The 19,735-nt window shown below is 70.1% G+C and carries 18 protein-coding genes and 1 tRNA gene; 12 read left to right on the top strand and 7 right to left on the bottom strand.

Annotated elements, in window-relative coordinates; genetic code table 11:
- The coding region (locus JWP54_RS09505; protein WP_297370919.1) for an AMP-binding protein at window positions 1-812 on the top strand (812 nt) is incomplete at its 5' end.
- Between the two features lie 138 nt (window positions 813-950).
- A complete protein-coding gene (locus JWP54_RS09500) occupies window positions 951-1,526 on the top strand; it encodes a nitroreductase family protein (protein WP_297370916.1) in 576 nt (191 codons plus the stop codon).
- A 160-nt stretch (window positions 1,527-1,686) separates the two neighbouring features.
- Here the strand turns inward: JWP54_RS09500 and JWP54_RS09495 are convergent, their stop codons facing one another.
- The 4 genes from JWP54_RS09495 to JWP54_RS09480 form a co-directional block, all read right to left on the bottom strand.
- Window positions 1,687-2,736 (bottom strand): zinc-dependent alcohol dehydrogenase family protein, encoded by a 1,050-nt coding sequence (locus JWP54_RS09495; protein ID WP_297370912.1) that lies wholly within the window; start codon window positions 2,734-2,736, stop codon window positions 1,687-1,689.
- Between the two features lie 26 nt (window positions 2,737-2,762).
- Window positions 2,763-4,160: an LLM class flavin-dependent oxidoreductase gene (locus JWP54_RS09490; protein WP_297370909.1), complete on the bottom strand. Its 1,398-nt coding sequence runs from the start codon at window positions 4,158-4,160 to the stop codon at window positions 2,763-2,765.
- A 60-nt stretch (window positions 4,161-4,220) separates the two neighbouring features.
- Window positions 4,221-4,294, bottom strand: a tRNA-Met gene (locus JWP54_RS09485).
- Window positions 4,295-4,339: 45 nt separating this feature from the next.
- Window positions 4,340-6,442, bottom strand: a complete 2,103-nt coding sequence (locus tag JWP54_RS09480) for an FAD/NAD(P)-binding domain-containing protein (RefSeq protein ID WP_297370907.1) — start codon at window positions 6,440-6,442, stop codon at window positions 4,340-4,342.
- 159 nt (window positions 6,443-6,601) lie between these two features.
- On the opposite strand from JWP54_RS09480, the gene JWP54_RS09475 reads away from it, so the two are divergent.
- Genes JWP54_RS09475 through JWP54_RS09455 form a run of 6 tightly spaced genes read left to right on the top strand, consistent with a single transcriptional unit; the run spans window position 6,602 to window position 10,996 of the window.
- Window positions 6,602-7,753 carry an LLM class flavin-dependent oxidoreductase gene (locus JWP54_RS09475; protein ID WP_297370905.1) on the top strand — a complete coding sequence of 384 codons (1,152 nt, stop codon included), beginning with the start codon at window positions 6,602-6,604 and terminating at the stop codon, window positions 7,751-7,753.
- Entirely contained in the window at window positions 7,740-8,360 is a 621-nt protein-coding gene (locus JWP54_RS09470) for a GNAT family N-acetyltransferase (RefSeq protein ID WP_297370901.1), read from the top strand. Before JWP54_RS09475 ends, JWP54_RS09470 begins: the two co-directional genes overlap by 14 nt.
- A 4-nt stretch (window positions 8,361-8,364) precedes the next feature.
- A complete protein-coding gene (locus JWP54_RS17725) occupies window positions 8,365-8,631 on the top strand; it encodes a hypothetical protein (protein ID WP_367274206.1) in 267 nt (88 codons plus the stop codon).
- Complete coding sequence (locus JWP54_RS09465) at window positions 8,559-9,320, top strand: amino acid ABC transporter permease (RefSeq protein ID WP_367274205.1); 762 nt, start codon at window positions 8,559-8,561, stop codon at window positions 9,318-9,320. Before JWP54_RS17725 ends, JWP54_RS09465 begins: the two co-directional genes overlap by 73 nt.
- Window positions 9,317-10,069, top strand: coding sequence for an amino acid ABC transporter ATP-binding protein (locus tag JWP54_RS09460; protein ID WP_297370898.1), 753 nt, complete (start codon window positions 9,317-9,319; stop codon window positions 10,067-10,069). Before JWP54_RS09465 ends, JWP54_RS09460 begins: the two co-directional genes overlap by 4 nt.
- A 15-nt stretch (window positions 10,070-10,084) precedes the next feature.
- A complete protein-coding gene (locus JWP54_RS09455; protein WP_297370895.1) occupies window positions 10,085-10,996 on the top strand; it encodes a transporter substrate-binding domain-containing protein in 912 nt (303 codons plus the stop codon).
- A 116-nt stretch (window positions 10,997-11,112) separates the two neighbouring features.
- Here JWP54_RS09455 and JWP54_RS09450 read toward each other — a convergent pair whose 3' ends face one another.
- The 3 genes from JWP54_RS09450 to JWP54_RS09440 are packed head-to-tail and all read right to left on the bottom strand — an operon-like array spanning window position 11,113 to window position 14,186.
- Window positions 11,113-11,499 carry a rhodanese-like domain-containing protein gene (locus JWP54_RS09450; protein ID WP_297370892.1) on the bottom strand — a complete coding sequence of 129 codons (387 nt, stop codon included), beginning with the start codon at window positions 11,497-11,499 and terminating at the stop codon, window positions 11,113-11,115.
- A 36-nt stretch (window positions 11,500-11,535) separates the two neighbouring features.
- Window positions 11,536-12,912 (bottom strand): NtaA/DmoA family FMN-dependent monooxygenase, encoded by a 1,377-nt coding sequence (locus JWP54_RS09445; RefSeq protein WP_297370888.1) that lies wholly within the window; start codon window positions 12,910-12,912, stop codon window positions 11,536-11,538.
- Window positions 12,909-14,186 carry an LLM class flavin-dependent oxidoreductase gene (locus JWP54_RS09440; protein WP_297370885.1) on the bottom strand — a complete coding sequence of 426 codons (1,278 nt, stop codon included), beginning with the start codon at window positions 14,184-14,186 and terminating at the stop codon, window positions 12,909-12,911. The genes JWP54_RS09445 and JWP54_RS09440 overlap by 4 nt, the downstream gene beginning before the upstream one ends.
- A gap of 196 nt (window positions 14,187-14,382) precedes the next feature.
- On the opposite strand from JWP54_RS09440, the gene JWP54_RS09435 reads away from it, so the two are divergent.
- The 4 genes from JWP54_RS09435 to JWP54_RS09420 are packed head-to-tail and all read left to right on the top strand — an operon-like array spanning window position 14,383 to window position 19,713.
- Window positions 14,383-15,351 (top strand): ABC transporter permease, encoded by a 969-nt coding sequence (locus JWP54_RS09435; RefSeq protein WP_297370882.1) that lies wholly within the window; start codon window positions 14,383-14,385, stop codon window positions 15,349-15,351.
- A complete protein-coding gene (locus tag JWP54_RS09430; protein ID WP_297370879.1) occupies window positions 15,348-16,307 on the top strand; it encodes an ABC transporter permease in 960 nt (319 codons plus the stop codon). Before JWP54_RS09435 ends, JWP54_RS09430 begins: the two co-directional genes overlap by 4 nt.
- Window positions 16,304-18,085 (top strand): ABC transporter ATP-binding protein, encoded by a 1,782-nt coding sequence (locus tag JWP54_RS09425; protein WP_297370876.1) that lies wholly within the window; start codon window positions 16,304-16,306, stop codon window positions 18,083-18,085. The genes JWP54_RS09430 and JWP54_RS09425 overlap by 4 nt, the downstream gene beginning before the upstream one ends.
- Window positions 18,082-19,713 carry an ABC transporter substrate-binding protein gene (locus JWP54_RS09420; RefSeq protein WP_297370873.1) on the top strand — a complete coding sequence of 544 codons (1,632 nt, stop codon included), beginning with the start codon at window positions 18,082-18,084 and terminating at the stop codon, window positions 19,711-19,713. The genes JWP54_RS09425 and JWP54_RS09420 overlap by 4 nt, the downstream gene beginning before the upstream one ends.
- Window positions 19,714-19,735: the final 22 nt, after the last annotated feature.

Genomic DNA, 19,735 nt, shown 5'->3' with positions numbered 1-19,735 from the left:
AGCGCACCCCGCCCACCTTCCTGCCCGCCGTGCCGCCGATCTACGACAAGCTCGTGAAGGCCGCGAACGAGAAGGGCATCAGCCTGCGCGGCACCAAGTACGCCATCTCCGGCGCGATGAGCCTGCCGCTGGCGACCGTGGAACTGTGGGAAACCGCCACCGGTGGCCTGCTCGTCGAGGGCTACGGCATGACGGAGTGCTCACCGATCGCGGTCGGCAACCCGATGGGCCCCAGCCGCCGCCCCGGCACCGTGGGGGTTCCATTCCCCAGCACCGAGATCCGGGTCGTCGACCCGAAGGATCCCACCGTGGACCGCGGCTTCGACGAAGAGGGCGAGCTGCTCGTGCGCGGCCCGCAGGTCTTCTCCGGCTACTGGGACCGCCCCACCGAGACCGCCCAGGTGCTGCTGGCGGATGGCTGGCTGCGCACCGGTGACATCGTCACCGTGTCGTCCGACGGCTTCGTCACCGTGGTCGACCGCATCAAGGAACTCATCATCACCGGCGGCTTCAACGTGTCGCCGTCCGAGGTGGAGGCCGCGTTGCTGTCTCACCCCGATATCGCCGATGCCGCCGTGGTCGGCCTCAAGGCCGAGACCGGCGGGGAAGACGTGATTGCCGCGGTGGTACTCGTACCTGGCGCCACCCTCGACGTTGCGGGCCTGCGCGAATACTGCCGCACCCGCATCTCTGCCTACAAGGTGCCGCGCCGCATCGTCGAGGTCGACGACCTGCCCCGGTCGTTGGTGGGCAAGGTGCTGCGCCGGCAGGTGCGCGACAGCCTGGCCGCCGCGGAGACGCCCGCCGGCTGAGCCCAGTGCTTGCCTCGGCGAGCCTGAGCAAACTCACATGCGAATGCATGGAATACCTGCGCGCGCCGCGCGTTGGAGTCACTGGGACAACGGTGCCCCACATCCGATTCACCTCATTGGTATAGAAAGCCGGGCACCATGACCCTCATCACCGATTCCCACAGCCGCGTCGCCGACACCACGGCGCCGATCCTCCCCGCCATGGCTGAGCGCTGGAGCCCACGTGGCTTCGACCCCACCGCCGTGATCGACGAAGACACCCTCACCACGGTGCTCGAAGCCGCCCGCTGGGCGCCGTCGGGCAACAACAACCAGCCGGCCCGCTTCATCGTCGCCCGCCGCGGCTCCGCGAGCTTCACCAAGATCCACCAGCACCTGATGGGCTTCAACCAGGCGTGGGCCGACAAGGCCTCAGTGCTGATCCTCAACATCGCCGAGGGTGACAACGCCTGGGCCGAGTACGACCTGGGCCAGGCCGTCGCCCACCTCACCATCCAGGCCCAGCACGAGGGCCTCTTCAGCCACCAGCTCGGCGGCATCGACCGCAAGGGCCTGGCCGACGCGTTCCACCTCAAGGCCAACCAGAACGCCGTCACCGTGACGGTTCTGGGCGTGCTCGGCGACGCCGACAACCTGACCCCCGAGCTGCTCACGCGAGAGATCGCCCCGCGCACCCGCAAGCCCCTCACCGACGTCGTTCTCGTCAACGACTAGGCACCCCGGCGCCAACTGGCATCTCACCCGACATCCGCTCGCGAAAAGCCAGTTGAGGCCCCCTCCCGGCCCGCCAATGGGCCGGAACTGGCAAGTCGCGCATGCCGCACGACGAACGCCCCCTCGCTTCGAGCGAAGGGCGTTCGTGTGTGCGGTGCGGCTACGGGCGCAGCAGCACCTTGATGGCGCGGCGCTCGTCCATGGCGGCGTAGGCTTCCGCCACCTCGGCCAGCGGCAGCTGCAGGTCGAAGACCCGGCCCGGGTTGATCGCACCGGTCAGCACCTCGGGCAGCAGCTCTTCCACGTAGGCGCGCACGGATGCGACACCGCCGTTCACGCCGACGTTCCGGCCGAAGAGGGCCTTGATCGGCAGCTCGGCGCCACCGTTGGGCACGCCGACGTAGCCGACCATGCCGCCGGGACGTGCCGAGCGGATCGCCTGGTCCATCGATTCCCGGGTGCCGACGCACTCGAGCACACAGTCGGCGCCGACGCCGTCGAACATCTCGTGGATGCGTTCGACGCCCGCGTCGCCGCGCTCCTCGACGATATCGGTGGCGCCGAACTCCCGCGCGACGGCCTGACGGTCGGCGTGCCGGGACATGGCCACGATGCGCCGGGCGCCGAGGCGCTTGGCGGCGATGATGGCGCAGAGGCCCACGGCACCGTCGCCGACCACGACGACGGTGCTGCCGGCGGTGACGCCGGCGGAGACCGCGGCGTGATGTCCGGTGCCCATGACATCGGCCAGGGTGAGGAGGCCAGGGACCTGGGCATCCGTGGGCTGCACGGGGGTGGCGACGAGGGAACCGTCGGCGTGCGGAACCCGCACGCGCTCGCCCTGGGCGCCGTCGGCGAAGCCGCCGAGCCGGTCGTTCGCGCCCCACCAGCCGCCGTTCAGGCAGGAGGTGCTGACGCCGTTCCGGCAGTTCACGCAGGTGTTGTCGCAGTCGTAGAACGGTGCGATGACGAAGTCGCCGACCTTGATGGTGCTGACGTCGGGGCCGATCTCGTCGACGATGCCGACGAACTCGTGGCCGATCCGGTGGGGCTCGTTGGTGGCGGTGACGCCACGGTACGGCCACAGGTCGGAGCCGCAGACGCAGGCCGCAACGACCCGCACGATGGCGTCGCCTCCGGTGGAGAGGACGGGGTTGGGTACTTCTTCGAGTCGGATATCCCGCTCGCCGTAGATCACTGTTGCACGCATCCGAAAAGCCTAACCCCCCGAGCCGACTAGCCCTGGAGGTTGGCGCCGCCTCGGTAGCGGGTGGCGGGGTGCGGATGCCTCAGGCGCGGGGAACCGCCGAAGAGGCGCTCCCGTAGGGTCTCGCCAGCCACGTAGGCCTCGCGCAGGCGTCCGCGGGCGCGGAGTTCGGGCACGACGAGTTCGATGAAGTCCTGGGCGGTTCCGAAGGAGTGGTACTGGCGCAGGTTGATGCCGTCGATGCCGACGTCGTCGAGCCAGGCCTCGATGGCGTCCGCCACCGTGGCCGGGGTGCCGCAGACGAAGAACAGTTCGTCCCAGGACTCCTTGAGGCCGGCCAGGTACTCGGCCACGGTCTTCTCCAACGGCAGGAAGGCCGCGCCGGGCGCATCCTGCTTGCCTTCGGCGATCAACGCATCCCGGACCGTCGTGCCCGGCTCGTGCGCCATCGGGTCGAAGGGCACGCTCTGGTGCGCGAGACGCCCCTCCACGCTGGCGAGCTCCCGGTAGGCGCGGAGCTTCTGGGCGGCTTCCTCCTCGGTGCGGCCCACGACGATGCCGGCCTGCACGATGAACTTGATGTCGGTGGCCGACCGGCCGTTCGCCGCGACGGCGTCCCGCATCGCCTGGATGCCGGCGAGCACCTTTTCGTAGCTGGGTCCGCCGGTGAACACGACCTCGGCGTGCCGGCCGGCGAAGTCGATGCCGGCCCTGGACGCCGTGGCCTGGTACAGCACCGGGGTGCGCTGCCGGGACGGCTCGGTCAGGTGCGGCCCGGCCACCGAGAAGTGCTCCCCCACGTGGTTGATGTAGCGCACCTTGGTGGGATCGGTATAGACGTTGTGCTCGGTGTCGCGGAGAACCGCGTCGTCGTCCCAGGAGCCCTCCCACAGTTTGTAGAGCACGTCGAGGTATTCGTCGGCGATCGCGTAGCGCTCATCGTGCGGGATCTCGTCGGCCAGACCGAAATTGCGGGCGGCATTGGGCAGGTAGGAGGTGACGATGTTCCAGGCGACCCGGCCCTTGGTGAGGTGGTCGAGGGTGCTCATCCGGCGGGCGAACGCGAACGGCGGTTCATAGCTGGTGGAGAACGTGACGCCGAAGCCGAGGTGCGTGGTGACCGCCGCCATGGCCGGGATGACCAGCATCGGGTCGCTGCTCGGGATCTGGAGCCCCTCGCGCAGCGCGGTCTCCAAACCGTCCCGGAAGACATCGTAGGCACCGACAACATCGGCCAGGAACACCGCGTCGAAGCCGCCGGCCTCGAGCATCGTGGCCAGCTCGGTCCAGTACTCGATGTCGTTGAAGCGGTGCCGGTTGTTGCCGGGCAGGCGCCAGAGGCCGTGCGTGATGTGGCTCACCGTGTTCATCTCGAACAGGTTCAGGATCAGCCGCTTCGGGGTGCTCACGGCGCTCGGGGTACTCATCCCAGCAGCCTAGATGCACTCCGGCATCCGCGCGGGTCGCACGAGCCCGTGGGGCGCTCGACGCGACGGCAGGATTCGAACCTGCGTATACCGGAATATGAAACCGGTCCCTTGGTCCACTTGGGTACGCCGCGATGTCCCCACGCTAGGCGGGTCGGCGGCCCGGCGCCCGGTTCGTGTCACGGTTCGACGCTGTGTAACGTTGTGTGTCGTTCGTGGGCCGTCTCGCACTCCGCGGTGGCGGGCGCGGGGGTGTGCAGGGTCGCGAGGTGGCGGAGCAGCGCGCGGGCGACCTTGTCGTTCTCGCGGAAGGAGATCGCGTTGGTGCGCGGCCGGGAGAACGCGCCGACGAACGGTGAGTTCGTGTATGGCCCGATCGCGAAGCGGCGCTCGTGCAGGGCGCCGCTCGCGTCCACCACCCGGGTGTCCAGCTGGCGCACCAGCAGCCGGCCGGTGCTGCCGACGTAGTCGCCGTCGGCCACCAGCTCCTCCACTGCGCCGCCCTCGGCGATTAGGGCGCGCAGCAGGTCATTGTCGCTGCGGGAGACGCTCGTGTCGGGCAGCCGCGCGTCGATCAGCGCCGCGGCGGTGACCACCCGGTCGACGTTGGCGCTGCCGGCGCGGAACAGCCCGGTGGCCTCGTCGGCCTGAACCTCCAGGTCACCGCCGAGGAACTCCACGATCCCGGCCTCGGACAGCGCCACGAGTTCGTCCAGCCGGTGCCCGGGCGGTCCGCTGGCGATGAAGCTGAAGTAGCCCAGCCACCAGCCGTGGATGTCCCGCACCCGGGATTCGGCCGTCCACTTGGGCGAGTCGATGATGTCCGACAGCGTGAACAGGCTGGTCAGCAGGGCCACGAACAGGCCCAGCGTCGCGGAGTGCTCCGGCCGGGTGCGCAGGGCGAGGTCGCCTTGGATGTACTCCCGCAGCGCCGCCTGCAAATCCTCGGCCGAGCCGAACCGCAGGCCGTGTAGCGGCCGGTCGAACTCGGGCAGGAAGATCCGGTCGAGCGGGTCGGGCACCCCCGCGACGACCAGGTCGCGAAAACGAGTGATGTCGCGCTCGATGGCGGGCGCATCCGATCCGAATTCGACGAGCGGATGGCTGGAGCGGCGCTCCGCTGCGGCCACGGGGGTGCCGGCCGCGATCGGCAGCGCGCGCGGGTCGATCGCCGCGAACCGGTCGGCGAACTCCGCCCAGGGCAGGCTCACCCGTTCCGGGTGCCCGGTGAAGAGTTCGCGGTAGTAGCCCCACAGGCTCTCCTGGGCGATCAGCGGCCAGATGTCGGCGGTGAAGTCCAGGCTCTCGCTGCCGGACTCCAGCCGGGCGGCCACCTCGGGTGTGAAGAACCGCGGCGCCGGGCGCTCGCCCACCAGGGTGGAGCTGATTTTGGACCGGTACGGCACCCCGCGGCGGGAGCCGAGGAACAGGCGCGGTTCGTCGCCGCTCGGCGAGTAGACCAGCCGGCCGGAGTCGTCGTGGCTGAACCGGCCGCCGCGGCCCTCGGTGAGGAGCACGGTGAGGTCGACCGCGGCGAGGCCGAAGCCGCGCACGATGAGGTTCTGGCCGGGGGTGATCGGGCTCAGGTCGGCATCCGCGGTGAACGCCGGCGGCAGGTAGACCCGCCCGTGCCGGGCGGCGAAACCGGCCAGCTCGGCGTGCGCCGGCTCGGGCTGGGAGCCGTTGTGGCCGAGCGAGAACAGCACCACGTTGGCGACGATCGTGCTGTCGTCGTCGAGCGTGACGAGCTGGTCGCCGCCGGGCAGGTCGTCGACCCGCGTCGCGCGGGCGGGGTGCACCTCGACGCCCACGGCATCCGACAGCTCGTCGGCCGCGGCTCGGAAGAACCAGTCGAGGTAGAGGCTCTGCAGCCGGCGGGTGGGAAAGTCGGCACCGGTGAGGACGCTGATCTCCGCGGCGAGCGCCGCATCCACGGGAGGCAGCTCGATGCTGCCGGTGCGTACCCGGTCGACCCAGTCGATCAGCGACGGGCCGGGCCGCACCGGGCCGTCGATCACGGAGGACTCGTCGGTGAACATGGTGACGTCGGCCGCCATCGAATTCAGCTTGAGCAGTGGGGACTGGTCGAACCGCCAGATTCGGCCGGGCCCGGCGGGGAACGGGTCGATGAAATGCAGCACGAGGGGCCGGTCGGTGGTCCATTCGGTGCCGAGGTTGGCGGCCAGCCGTTCGAGCACGCCGGCCCCGCGGGGACCGGCGCCGATCACCGCGACCGAGAGGGGCGAGCTGTCGGTGTCCGGGGTGGTATCTGCACTGCTCATGACACAACATTCGTCGGTCCGCTCCGAATCCGGCGCGAATATGACTCACCGTGACGACGTGACGAATTGTGAAGGCGGATCGTTGCCCGGCCGGGATGCCGCCGCTTACGTTCGGCTCATGCGCCACACCCGGCGCGCGGAGAGAAAGGACGTGAGAACATGCCCATCGAATTCCTCGGCATCGCCGCACTGAACAACGGCAGCGAGACCCAGCCGCGCACCGGCCCCAGTTTCGACCTGGACTACACGCTGCGCCTGGCCCGGGCGCACGAAGACCACGGCTGGGACCGGGTGCTCTTCGCCTATCACTCCGGCTCCCCCGACCCCGCGTCGATCGCCGCGCTCGTGGCCGCCAAGCTCGACAGCCTGAAGATCCTGCTGGCGCACCGGCCCAACGTGTCCTACCCCACCTACGCGGCCAAGGTGGTCGCCACCCTCGACCAGATCAGTGCCGGCCGGGTCAACCTGCACGTCATCACCGGCGGCTCCACCGCCGACCAGGCCGCCGAGGGCGACCACCTCAGCAAGGACGACCGGTACGAGCGCACCGGTGAGTACATCCGCATCCTCAAGCAGGCCTGGACCAGCACCGAGGCGTTCAGCTTCGTCGGCAGCCACTACCGGTTCGAGGATTTCGTCAGCGACATTTTCCCGGCGCAGAGCCCGCGCCCGCAGATCTCCTTCGGCGGCTCGTCCCCCGCCGCCTATTCGATCGGCGCGGTCGAAGCCGACATCTTCGCGCTCTGGGGTGAACCGCTCGCCGACACGGCCGAGCAGATCCAGACCATCACGGATGCCGCCCTCGCGGCCGGCCGCACCGAGCGTCCGCGCATCCAGGTGGCGTTCCGCCCGATCATCGCCGCCACCGAGGCCCTCGCCTGGCGAAAGGCGGAGGACATCCTCGGCAAGATCGAGCAACGGGTCGCCACGACCGCCACCCCCGAGCAGGTGGCGGCGCTGCACTCACCGGAGAACGCCGGCTCGCAGCGGTTGCTGCGGATCGCCGAGCAGGGCGACCGGTTCGACAAGGCCCTGTGGACCAAGGCCGGCAAAGCTGCCGGCGGCCGGGGCAACTCGAACGCCCTCGTCGGCACACCGGAGCAGGTCGCTGCGGCGTTGTTGGACTACATCGACCTGGGCGTGGACATCATCTCCGCCCGCGGTTACGACTACGTCGACGACACCGTCGACTTCGGCCGCTATGTCATCCCGCTGGTGCGCGAGGAAGTTGCCAAGCGCGACGCCGCCGCCGCATCCGCTTCCGCTTCCGCTTCCGCTTCCGAGAAGGGGTCTTCTCGTGACGCTGCTTGACCCACCCCGGACCGGCAACGCCACGGACGAGGACACCTTCGTCTACGTGTCCGCCGATGACCCGCTGGCCGAACCGCTGCTGACCGAACTGGCCCAGGAGTACGACTCCCGCTACGGCTCGTTCTTCGGTGAGAGTGCCTCCGTCGAGATCCGGCGGTATCCGGTGGAGGCGTTCGCTGCCCCACACGGCGCGTTCGTGCTGCTGCTGCGCGGCGGCACACCCATCGCCGGTGGCGCCTTCAAGCGCTTCGACGAGCACACCTCGGAACTCAAGCGCATCTGGACCGCAGCGACGCACCGCCGGCAGGGCCTGGCCCGGCTGGTAGTCGCCGAACTCGAGCACGAGTCCCGCCGCCGCGGCTACGACCGGGTCTTCCTCACCACCGGGCCCCGCCAGCCCGAGGCGAAGAACCTGTACCTGCGCACCGGGTACACCCCGCTGTTCGACCCGGCCCTCTCCCCCGAGGAGGTCATCATCCACGCCTTCGCGAAGAGCCTGGACGCCACCCCGCTCGACGTGCCCGGCATCACCCGGGCCCACGAGGTGGCCCTGGCCGAGCACCGGGCGAAGAATCCCGGCTTCGTGCCACCGGCAGAGGGCGACTGAGGCCATGACCGGCACCGTCGAAAAAACGCTCACCGCACCATCCGCCACCCCCGTCGTGGTCAACCGCGGCACCGACTTCAACACGCTCACGGTGGTGCACACCCGGCACTACCTGCGCTGGATCTTCGGCGCGCTGGTGCTGTTCGTGGTGCTGCAGCGATTCTGCGGGGCCTGGGCCTCACCCTCGCCCTCACCGCGGTGGCCGGTTCGCTCGGGTTCCTGCTCGGCACGATCCTTGCCCTGGCCCGGCTGTCGAAGTCACCGATCCTGAACTCGGTGTCGTGGTCGTTCTTCTGGTTCTTCCGGTCCGTGCCGCTGCTCGTGCAGGTGCTGATCTGGTACAACCTGGGCTACCTCTACCCCCGGCTCGGCTTCGGCATCCCGTTCACCGACACCTACCTGGTGGGCTTTGACACCATCACCCTGATCAGCCAGTTCGCCGCCGCTGTGCTCGGGCTCTCGCTGCACCAGGCGGCCTACTCCGCCGAGATCATCCGCGGCGGCATCCTCTCGGTCGACCAGGGCCAGCTGGAGGCATCCGCAGCCCTGGGCCTCCCCCGGCACGTGCGGGTGCTCCAGATCATCCTGCCGCAGGCGGCCAGGTCAATCCTGCCCAACGCGTTCAACGAGATCATCGGGCTGCTCAAGGGCACCTCCATCGTGTCGGTGATCGCGCTCGGCGAGCTGTTCTACGTGGCGCAGGTGATCTACAACCGCAACCAGCAGGTGATCCCGCTCCTGCTCGTTGCGGTGATCTGGTACATCATCCTCACCACCGTGCTGAGCATCGGCCAGTTCTACGTGGAGCGACATTTCGCCCGCGGCGCCGAACGCGTGCTGCCACCCACCCCGCTCCAGGCCGCCCGGCGCTGGATCAGCGTGCAGTGGGCACGGCTGGACGAACCCGGCACGCCCACCAGCGCCGGCCTCGACGCCAAGTCAGAGAGCTTCCGACTATGAGCACCACGACGGAGGCCGCCACCCGCGGCCTGGTCGAGATCCGCGGTGTCTCCAAGAGCTATTCCGGCCACGAGGTGCTGCACGACGTGAACCTCACCGTGCAGCCCGGCGAGGTGGTCGCCATCCTCGGCCCGTCCGGTTCGGGCAAGTCCACGCTGCTGCGCACCATCAACCACCTCGAGAGCGTCGATGCGGGTTGGGTGACCGTGGACGGCCAGCTGATCGGCTACGAGCAGCGCGGCGAGCGGCTCTTCGAGCTCAAGGAGAAGGAGATCCTCACACGCCGCACCCAGGTCGGGGTGGTGTTCCAGAACTTCAACCTGTTCCCGCACCTCACCGCGGCCGAGAACATCGCCAAGGCTCCGGTGGCGCTGAAGCGGGTGAACAAGGCCGACGGCCGCGAGCTGGCGTTGGGCCTGCTGGCCAAGGTCGGGCTGTCCGACAAGGCGGATGCCTACCCCCGGCAGCTCTCCGGTGGCCAGCAGCAGCGGGTCGCCATCGCCCGGGCGCTGGCACTCACGCCCAAGGTGCTCCTCTTCGACGAGCCCACCTCGGCGCTGGACCCCGAGCTGGTCGGCGAGGTGCTCGACGTCATCCGTGACCTCGCGAAGCTCGGCACCACGCTCATCATCGTCACCCACGAGACCGGCTTCGCCCGGGAGGTGGCCGACCGCATCGTCTTTATCGACGGCGGCCACGTGCTCGAGGTCGGCACTCCCGTGCAGGTGTTCGAATCACCGACGCAGTAGAGAGGTCCACCCATCATGGCTATCAAGAAGAAGACAGCGGTTCTCATTGGAGGCGTCGCGGCCGTCGCCCTCGTCGCCGGCGGCATCACCGCCGCGGTGCTGAGCAGTAACAGCGCGGAGGCCACCCCGGCCGCCGCGGGCGAGACTCTCGCCTTCAACCTCGGCCCGGACCAGGACCGGGTACGCCAGGACGAGGTTCCCGAAGCCGTCGCCGCGATCGAGGCCAGCGGTTTCGCGCCCATCGAGGCCGGCAAGCTCACCGTGGTGGTGAGCCCCTACGTCGCCCCGCTCGGCCTGTACGCCGACGATGACACCACCCTGATCGGCAACGAGACCGACATCGCCCAGCTCATCGCCGACGGCCTGGGGCTCGAGCTCAACCTGCAGCCGGCCGCGTGGGCGGACTGGCCCCTCGGCATCCAGTCGGGCAAGTACGACCTCATCACCTCCAACGTCACCGTGACCGAGGAGCGCAAGGACCTCTACGACTTCGCCAGCTACCGCGAAGACCTGCTCGGCTTCTACGTGAAGGCCGACTCGCAGATCAAAGAGATCACCGAGGCCAAGGATGTCGCCGGCCTCAATGTCGTCGTCGGCTCCGGCACGAACCAGGAGAAGATCTTGCAGGCCTGGGATGAAGAGAACATCGCCGCGGGCCTCGACCCGGTTCAGTACCAGTACTTCGACGACGACGCGGCCGAGAACGGTGAGACCAAGCTGGTCGGCACGTTCAACGGCGGCTTCCCGGAGCACGCGAACATCGCCGCGGGAACCCTCAAGGACAACGGCCTGATCGAGGGCGTCGCCCTCGCGCTGAACGCCTCGATCGAGGGCGGCGAGTACGCCGAGGTCCTGGAGCGCTGGGGCCTGACCAGCGAGGCCGTTTCCGAGTCCGAGGTCAACCCGGCCGGCCTGCCGCGCGAGTAGCTCCGGCACCTCGAAATATGGAAGAAGTGACTGTTTGAGGACGGAATCAGCAATCCCGTCCTTTCTTCCTGCCTTTGTCCTTTCTTGCCGCCAGCGATATTCGCTGGCACGCCGGGTTAGGACTCCGTGCCGGGAGTGGTGGGCTGGCCTGCGACCTTCCAGGCCTCGAAGCCGCCCTCGACGTGGGCGACGGCGGTGTGGCCGTGCTCGACGAGCCAGTCCGCGACCGGGCGGGAGCCGGCCACGCTACCGCAGACCACCACGATGGGGTGCTCGTCGGAGTGCACCTGCGTGAGCCGCTCGGGCGAATCCGCCCCGAACAGCTCCGGCAGCCGCTCCCGGTCGACCACGGTCGCCCCACTGATGCCGCCGACCCGCTCGCGGGTGGGCAGGCTGCGCACATCGATGAGCACGGCGCCGTTATGCACCCACGCTGCTGCGGCCTCGGCGTCCAGGAGCTCCGGCTCGGCGGTGGCTGGCGTGGTGGTGGTCTGATCGGTCATGAGCGTCTCCAGTTTCGTTGGGTGATCGGGTGCGGGTCAGACCGGCAGGCCGAGGGTGCGGCGCAATGTCGCGCCCTCCTCGTACTCGGTGCGGTAGACGCCGCGCTCCTGCAGTTCGGGTATCACGCGGTCGACGAACTCGTCGAGCCCGGTGGGGTTGGAGCTGCCGACGATGACGAAGCCGTCGGAGGCGTCCTCCTGCACGTGCCGGTTGATCGTCTCGGCCACGTGCACCGGGGTGCCCACGAAGGTGTGGGTGGCGGCGAAGCGGATGACCAGGTCCCGGATGCTCAGCCCCTCGGCTTCCGCCAGCGCGCGCCAGCCGCGGGCGATGGCGGCCGGGTCGGAGTCGTGTCGCACCCGGCCGCGGGTGACGCCCTGGTCGGTGCTGACCGGGTCGATGTCCGGCAGCGGTCCGTCCGGGTCGTAGCCGCCGAGGTCGGTGCCCCAGACCTGCTCGAGGAACGCGATCGCTGTCTGCGGGCTCACCTGCAGCAGCGCGGTCTCGCGGGAGCGCTCCCGCGCCTCCTGCTCGGTGTCGCCGAGGATGAAGGTGGCCGCCGGCAGGATCTTGAGCGAGTCGCGGTGGCGCCCGACGGCCGCCAGCCGGCCCTTGACGTCGGTGTAGAACTTCTGGCCGTCCTCGAACTTGGCGTGCCGGGAAAAGATGACCTCGGCGGTGCGGGAGGCGAAGCCGCGCCCGTCGGCGGAGTCGCCGGCCTGCACGATCACGGGGCGGCCCTGGGGGCTCTGCGGCAGGGTCGGGAACCCGGTGACGTCGAACTGCGGGCCATGATGGTCGACCAGCCCGATCGCGTCCTCGGCGAGGAAGTCGCCGCCGGCCTTGTCGGCGGCGATGGCGTCCGGCGACCAGGCGTCCCAGAGTTGGCGGGCCACGGCCACGAACTCTTCGGCCCTGGCGTACCGGTCGGCGCCGTCGAGGAACTTCCCGCGGCGGAAGTTCTCGCCGTGGAACGCGTCGAACGTGGTCACGATGTTCCAGCCGGCCCGGCCGCCCGAGAGGTGGTCGAGGGAGGAGAGCTGTCGGGCGAGCTCGTAGGGCTCGTTGAAGGTGCTGCTCAGGGTGCCGACCAGGCCGATGTGCGATGTGACGGCGGCGATTCCGGCGAGCACCGCGAGGGTGTTGGGCCGGCCCACGACGTCGAGGTCGTGGATGAGTCCCTTGTGCTCGCGCAGCCGCAGCCCTTCGGCGAGGAAGAGGAAGTCGAACTTGCCCTTCTCCGCGTTCTGGGCGAAGTGCTTGAAGGAGGAGAAGGCGATCTGGCTGGCCGCAGTGCTGTTGTCGCGCCAGACCGTGGTGTTGTTCACGCCGGGGAAGTGCGCGGCGAGGTGCACCTGCTTGAGCGGTCGCTCTGCGCGGGTGCGCGCGGGTGCGTCGGAGGTGAGGGTCATGAGCGGGCGCTTCCGATCAGGTTGTGGTCAGCAGGGTCGTTGCGGAGGGCGCCGGGGGCGGGGTCGGCGGATGCGGCGTAGCGGTTCTCCGGCACGCCCAGCCCGAGCCGCTCGCGGAGGGTGCCCGCGCCGGCGGGCCGGTCGAGCACCCCGGCGGCGGCGAGCGCGGGAACCACCTCGGCGGTGATCCGCACCAGGTCGGCGGGCAGCCGGGCGGGGCGCAACCGCACCCCGTCGAGGCCGGCATCGTGCCAGGCGAGCAGCTGCGCCGCCACGTTCGCGGCGGTGTCGGCGAGGATGACGGTGTCCGAGGTGTACGTCGCGCCGTGCGCGGCGTCCAGCCGGGCGAGGGCCGCGCGGGCCTCCTGGGGGCTGTCTTCGATCAGGATCACGGCCTCGCTCCACACCCGCAACGGCTCAGGGGCCGTGCGCGTGACGGTGGCCGCCGCGTCCGCCAGCTCGCCGAGAATCTGGGTGAGGTGCGCGTCGTCCTTGGGGGTGATCCCCACGATGTCGGCGGCTGCGGTGGCCAGCTCGTACGGCACCTTCTGGTGGGCGAGCGCAAAGACCACGGGCTGGCCCTGGGGCGGGCGCGGCGTGATCGACGGGCCCTTCACCGTGAAGGTATCGCCGGCGAAGTCGATGTAGTGCAGCTTGTCGCGGTCGATGAAGCGGCCGGTGGGCTCGTCGCGGATGATGGCGTCGTCTTCCCAACTGTCCCAGAGCCGGCGCGCCACCTCGATGGTGTCGGCGGCCTCGCCGAAGAGCTGCTCGATCAGCGCGGTCTGCGCCGGGTCGGTGCCCGCTACGACAGCGCCGGGGTCCAGCGGAGGGAGGGTGCGGCGGCCGACGTGCGCGGCCTCGTGCGCCCGCCCGGAGACCTGCACGCGCCAGCCGCCCCAGCCCTCGCTGACGTAGTCGAGGGTGGCGGTGGCGGTGCCCACGTGGAACGGTTCGGTGTGCGTGGTGGTGACGGTGGGGACCAGCCCGATGCGGCTGGTGTGCGGCGCGATCGCGGCGGCCAGCAGCAGCGCGTCGAGCCGGCCGCGCACCTCATCGTGGCGGTCGTCGACGCCGCCGAAGCCGGCGGACTGCAGCCCGAAGGCGTCTTCGAAGGTGACCAGGTCGATGCCGGCCGCCTCGGCGATCCGCACCAGGTCGACCCAGTAGGCCAAATCGAAGAGTTCGGTGGGGCGGGCATCCGGTTCACGCCAGGCCGACGGATGCCAGCCCGCGCCGTCGAGGGCGATACCGAGGTGGAATCGTGCGGTCATGGTGTGGTCCTTTCGCTGTGGCTGGAATGTCACTGAGGTTTCCCCCACGCTAGGCACGCCGCCGGGCTTGAGGCCTACCGGGCGGTAACACGAGGTCACGGACGCAACGCCGGGTAACAATGCGGCCGGCCGATTGACCCGCTGTCTAGCCTGTGTCCAGCCCTCCTCTTCGCGCCCCACCAGAAAGTTGCCAGCCGTGACCCGATACATCATCCGCCGCCTGGCCCAGGCGATCGGGGTGCTGTGGGCGGCCTACACCGTCTCGTTCCTCGTGCTCTACGCCCTGCCGGGCGACCCGGCCCGGCTGATCGCCGGACCCGACGCCACCGACATCACCCCGGCCCAGCTGGATGCCCTCCGCGCCGAGTTCGGCCTCGACAAACCGCTGATCGTGCAGTATTTCGACCGGCTCGTCGCACTGGTTCGCGGTGACCTCGGCCAGTCCATCCCCACCGGCCGGCCGGTCACCGAACTGATCGGCGAGGCGCTGCCGTCCACCATCCAGATCGCCGCCCTCGGCCTGCTGCTGGCCATCGTGTTCGGAACGGGTCTGGCGATTCTGGCCACCTTCAGCCGCAACGCCGCGCTCGGCCGACTGCTGCTGGCCCTGCCGCCGTTGGGCGTGGCCGTGCCCGGGTTCTGGTTCGCGCTGCTGCTCATCCAGTGGTTCTCGTTCGGTATCCCGCTGTTTCCCGCCGTGGGCAACGTCGGTTTCGCCGCCGCAGTGCTGCCGGCCATCACCCTGGCGTTGCCGACCGGCGCGACCATCGCCCAGCTGCTGTCCAAGAGCCTGGCCAACACCCTGCGCGAGCCCTATATCGACACCGTCTGGGCCAAGGGTGCCGGGCCCGCCCGGGTGCACTTCCGGCACGCGCTGCGGAACGCCGCCCTGCCGGCACTGACGGTCACCGGCCTGATCGTGGGGCAGCTGCTGTCGGGCACAGTGGTGGCCGAGACCGTGTTCTCCCGCCCCGGCCTCGGCCGGGTCACCGCGACGGCGGTGGCCCAGCAGGACATCCCGCTGGTGCAGGGCATCGTGCTGTTCGCCGCCGCGGTGTTCGTGCTGACCAACCTGCTCGTCGACCTCATCTACCCCATCCTCGACCCGCGGATCGTGATCGGCCGCCGCCGGGTGGCCCGCGTGCAGACCGGAGTTCCCGCATGACGACTACGCGCACCTCCGAAACCAGCACCGCGACCGACGGTCTCGTCGGCACCGCCGGCAACCGCTTCGCCGACGCCGTCGCGAGCCGCCGCCGCGCCCCGGGGGGCACCGCCCGCGGCGCAGCCGGCCGGCTCGCCCGGCTGGTCCTGAACCTCCGCCGCCACCCCGGCACCGTTCTCGCGGTCGTGTGGCTGGTGCTGGTGCTCGTCGCCACCCTGGCGCCGGGCCTGTTCACCGGCCAGGACCCGATCGACGGGGTCCCGGCCGACAAACTCACCGGCCCGTCCGCCGCGCACTGGTTCGGCACCGACCAGCTCGGCCGTGACCTGTTCGCCCGGGTGGTCTACGGCAGCGCCCTCACCCTGCAGGCCGCGCTCATCGCGGTGGGCATCGGCCTGCTGGTCGGGTCACTGCTGGGCCTGCTGGCCGGGTTCATCGGCCGGTGGGTGGATGACGTGATCATGCGCATCAGCGACGTGCTGCTGTCCATCCCCGCCCTGCTGCTCTCGCTGGCGCTGATCACGGTGCTCGGTTTCGGCACCGTGAACGTGGCCATCGCCGTGGGCCTTGGCAGTGTGGCCGCGGTGTCGCGCATCATGCGCTCCGAGGTGATCCGGGTGCGCAACGCCGTCTACGTGGAAGCCGCGCTCGCGTCGGGTAACCGCTGGTCGCGGGTGCTCTTCCGGCACGTGCTGCCCAACTCCGCCGGCCCGGTGATGGTGCTCGCCGCCCTCGAATTCGGCACCGCCATCCTCGCCATCTCCGCGCTGAGCTTCCTCGGTTACGGCGCCCAGCCGCCCGCCCCGGAGTGGGGCTCCCTGGTCTCCACCGGGCGCAACTTCCTCACCACCGCCTGGTGGCTCACCACCCTGCCCGGCATCGTGATCGCCCTCACCGTGCTGGCCGCCAACGCGCTCTCCCGGGCACTGGACTCCGACGAAAGGCGCAGCAGATGAGCGACGTCACGGCCCCCGCACCGGGTACCCCGGTGCTCGACATCGACGGCCTGGCGGTGCAGTACCGCACCGCGGCCGGCACCATCGACGCCGTCCGCGATGTGAGCCTGACCATCGGGCGCGGCGAACGCGTGGCCATCGTCGGCGAGTCAGGGTCGGGCAAGTCCACCACCGCGCACGCCATCGTGCAGTTGCTCGCGAAGCAGGCCGGCATCGTGCGCGGCAGCATCCGGTTCAACGGCACCGACCTCGTCGGCGCCGGCCGCAAGGACCTCCGCGCCGTGCGCGGCCGCCGCATCGGCCTGGTGCCGCAGGACCCGACCGTGTCGCTCAACCCGGTGAAACGGATCGGCACGCAGGTGGCCGAGGTACTTGTCATCCACGGCCTCGCCGACCGCAAGAACGCCGAGATCGCCGCGATCGAAGCCCTCCGCCGGGCCGGCCTGCCCGAACCGGAGCTGCGCGCCGCCCAGTACCCGCACGAACTCTCCGGCGGGATGCGCCAGCGGGTGCTCATCGCCATCGCCATCATCGGCGGCCCCGACCTGATCATCGCCGACGAGCCCACCAGCGCGCTCGACGTGACCGTGCAGCGGCAGATCCTCGACCACATCGACGAGCTGGCCGCCGAAACCGGCATGAGCGTGCTGTTGATCACGCACGACCTGGGCATCGCAGCCGACCGGGCCGACCGCATCGTGGTGATGAGCGAGGGCACCGTCGTGGAGCAGGGCACCCCCGCCGAGGTGCTCGGTGCGCCCACGCACCCGTACACCCGCGCCCTGATTGCCGCGGCGCCGAGCCTGAACGCCGCCGGCGACGTGGACCGTGCACTCGAACCGCTCGCCGACGAGATCCGCGCCCGGGTGTTCGGCGGCGCGCCCGGCGACCCGTTCTCCGTGCTCGACCGGCCGGTGGCGGCCACCGGCTTCGACAAGCACGCCGCCGACGTGCTGGTGCTGCGCAACCTGGTCAAGGACTTCCCCGGCCCCCGCGGGGCCGGCACTGGCGTGAACCGGGCCGTGGCCGACGTGAGCTTCTCGGTGCCGCGCGGCCAGACCTTCGCCCTGGTGGGCGAGTCCGGTTCCGGCAAGACCACCACGGCGCGGCTCGCCCTGCGCCTGGACGACACCACCAGCGGGCAGGTGCTCTTCGACGGCCGCGACATCACCGCCGCCCGCGGCCGGGAACTGCGGGAACTGCGCCGGCGCATCCAGCTGGTGCACCAGAACCCGTACGCGTCGCTGAACCCGCGCCTGACCATCGCCCAGATCATCACCGACCCGCTCACCGCGCACGGCCTGGGCTCCGGAGCCGACCGCAAGGGGCGCGCGGCGGAACTCGTGGACGTGGTGGCGCTGCCGGCGACGGTGCTCGGCCGCCGCCCGGCCGAGCTGTCCGGCGGGCAGCGCCAGCGGGTGGCCATCGCCCGGGCGCTGGCCGTGAACCCGGAACTGCTGGTGCTCGACGAACCCGTCTCGGCGCTCGACGTCTCCATCCAGGCGCAGATCCTCGGCCTGCTCGCCAGCCTCCAGCGGTCGCTGGGGCTCAGCTACCTGTTCATCTCCCACGACCTCGCCGTGGTGCGCCAGATCGCGCACCGGGTGGGCGTCATGCGGCTCGGTGAACTCGTCGAGGTCGGTGCTGTCACCGACGTGTTCCGCTCGCCCCGGCACGTCTACACCCGGGCCCTGCTCGACGCCATCCCGGGCCGGGGCAGCAGAGTATCCCCCTCCGTTTCCCACTCACACCACACACGATCTGGAGTACAACCATGAGCAGCTTCCACTGGGGGCGAACCGCCCTCCTCGGCACCGCCTTCGCCCTCACCGTCGCCCTCAGCGCCTGCGCGGGCGGCTCGGCCGGCACCGGCACCACTGCGGGTACGGATGCCGAGCCCGCCGTGGGCGGCGACCTCACGTTCGCCCTCGCCAACGACCCGATCTCGCTGAACCCGTCCGGCACCGGATCGGGCAACGACACCTGGTACGTCACCCGCCAGCTGGTGGACTCGCTGCTGTACCAGAACCCCGACACCAACGAGCTCGAGCCGTGGCTGGCGAAGAGCTGGGAGGCCAACGCGGACGCCACGGTCTTCACGTTCGAGTTGCGGGACGACGTGACCTTCTCCGACGGCACCCCGTTCACCGCCGCCGACGTGAAGGGCACCTTCGACGACATCATCGCCGCCGGCCCCAAGTCCCAGGCCGTGAGTTCGTTCGTCGGCTACCAGGAGACCACGGTGCTCGACGACTACACCGTCCAGGTCACCTTCAGCACGCCGAATTCGGCGTTCCCCAACTCCACGTCATCGGTGCCGCTGGGCATCGTCGGTGCCGCCACCCTCGCGGTGCCCTACGACGACCGGGCCAACGGCGCCGACGTGGTGGGAACCGGCCCGTTCGTGCTGAACACCTACACCAAGGACGTCGAGACCGTGCTGGACCGGCGCGACGGCTACGCCTGGAGCCCCGCATCCCGAGACCTGGACGGCGAAGCCTACCTCGACAGCGTCACGTTCCCGATCGTGCCCGAGCCGGCCGTGCGCACCGGCAGCCTCACCTCCGGCCAGGTCGACGTGATCGGCGGCGTGCAGCCCGTCGACGTCGAGACACTCACCGCGAGCAGCTTCCCGCTGGTCAGCCGCGGCAACCCCGGCGTCAGCTTCGGCGAATACTTCAACCTGTCCCGACCGATCGTCGCCGACATCGCGGTGCGGGAGGCCATCGCCCACGCCACCAACGCCACCGAGATCCGCGACACCGCTCTGAACGACGAGTTCAACGTGGGCACCAGCATCCTCGCCGCCACGACCCCCGGCTACGCGGACGAGTCCGACTACTTCGAGTTCGACCCCAAGACGTCGGCGAAGCTGCTCGACGGCGCCGGCTGGAAACTCGGCGACGACGGCATCCGCGAGAAGGACGGCACCCGCCTCTCGCTGGTCGTGAACTGGATCACCAACTTCGGCCCCAACCAGACCTCACTCGAACTGCTGCAACAGCAGCTCAAGGACGTGGGCATCGAACTGACCCTGCAGGGCGGCGACGTGCCGTCGTTCCTGGAGAAGCAGACCAGCGGCGACTTCGACATCTCCTGGCAGAACCTCTCCCGCGCCGACGGCGACGTGCTGCGCACCACCTTCTCCAGCGCCGCGGCGAACACCCTGCGCATCGACGACCCCACCCTCGAGGCGCTGCTGCAGGAGCAGCTCGCCACCGGTGACCCGGCCGCCCGCGCCGACGTGCTCGCCGACGCTCAGGAGCGCATCGCGTCCCAGTACTACCAGATCCCGGTGCACGAGCTCACGTCGATCCTGGCCACCCAGCCGGATGTGGGCGGTGTGACCCTCGGCGCGGACTCGCGTCTGGACCAGCTCACCGGAGCCTGGACCGCCGCCGAATAGCTCCACACTCTCTCGAGACAAC

The sequence above is a fragment of the Cryobacterium sp. genome (assembly GCF_025463825.1).
Classification (GTDB): domain Bacteria; phylum Actinomycetota; class Actinomycetes; order Actinomycetales; family Microbacteriaceae; genus Cryobacterium.
The sequence above is the reverse complement of the archived record's forward strand: the minus strand, read 5'-3'. Positions and strand labels throughout refer to the sequence as shown.

Excerpts from the sequence above, each read along its gene's own strand:
- JWP54_RS09500 (WP_297370916.1), top strand. The coding sequence starts at position 951 with ATGACCCTCATCACCGATTCCCACAGCCGCGTCGCCGACACCACGGCG.
- JWP54_RS09495 (WP_297370912.1), bottom strand. The coding sequence starts at position 2,736 with ATGCGTGCAACAGTGATCTACGGCGAGCGGGATATCCGACTCGAAGAA.
- JWP54_RS09490 (WP_297370909.1), bottom strand. The coding sequence starts at position 4,160 with ATGAGTACCCCGAGCGCCGTGAGCACCCCGAAGCGGCTGATCCTGAAC.
- JWP54_RS09480 (WP_297370907.1), bottom strand. The coding sequence starts at position 6,442 with ATGAGCAGTGCAGATACCACCCCGGACACCGACAGCTCGCCCCTCTCG.
- JWP54_RS09475 (WP_297370905.1), top strand. The coding sequence starts at position 6,602 with ATGCCCATCGAATTCCTCGGCATCGCCGCACTGAACAACGGCAGCGAG.
- JWP54_RS17725 (WP_367274206.1), top strand. The coding sequence starts at position 8,365 with ATGACCGGCACCGTCGAAAAAACGCTCACCGCACCATCCGCCACCCCC.
- JWP54_RS09460 (WP_297370898.1), top strand. The coding sequence starts at position 9,317 with ATGAGCACCACGACGGAGGCCGCCACCCGCGGCCTGGTCGAGATCCGC.
- JWP54_RS09455 (WP_297370895.1), top strand. The coding sequence starts at position 10,085 with ATGGCTATCAAGAAGAAGACAGCGGTTCTCATTGGAGGCGTCGCGGCC.
- JWP54_RS09450 (WP_297370892.1), bottom strand. The coding sequence starts at position 11,499 with ATGACCGATCAGACCACCACCACGCCAGCCACCGCCGAGCCGGAGCTC.
- JWP54_RS09445 (WP_297370888.1), bottom strand. The coding sequence starts at position 12,912 with ATGACCCTCACCTCCGACGCACCCGCGCGCACCCGCGCAGAGCGACCG.
- JWP54_RS09440 (WP_297370885.1), bottom strand. The coding sequence starts at position 14,186 with ATGACCGCACGATTCCACCTCGGTATCGCCCTCGACGGCGCGGGCTGG.
- JWP54_RS09430 (WP_297370879.1), top strand. The coding sequence starts at position 15,348 with ATGACGACTACGCGCACCTCCGAAACCAGCACCGCGACCGACGGTCTC.
- JWP54_RS09425 (WP_297370876.1), top strand. The coding sequence starts at position 16,304 with ATGAGCGACGTCACGGCCCCCGCACCGGGTACCCCGGTGCTCGACATC.
- JWP54_RS09420 (WP_297370873.1), top strand. The coding sequence starts at position 18,082 with ATGAGCAGCTTCCACTGGGGGCGAACCGCCCTCCTCGGCACCGCCTTC.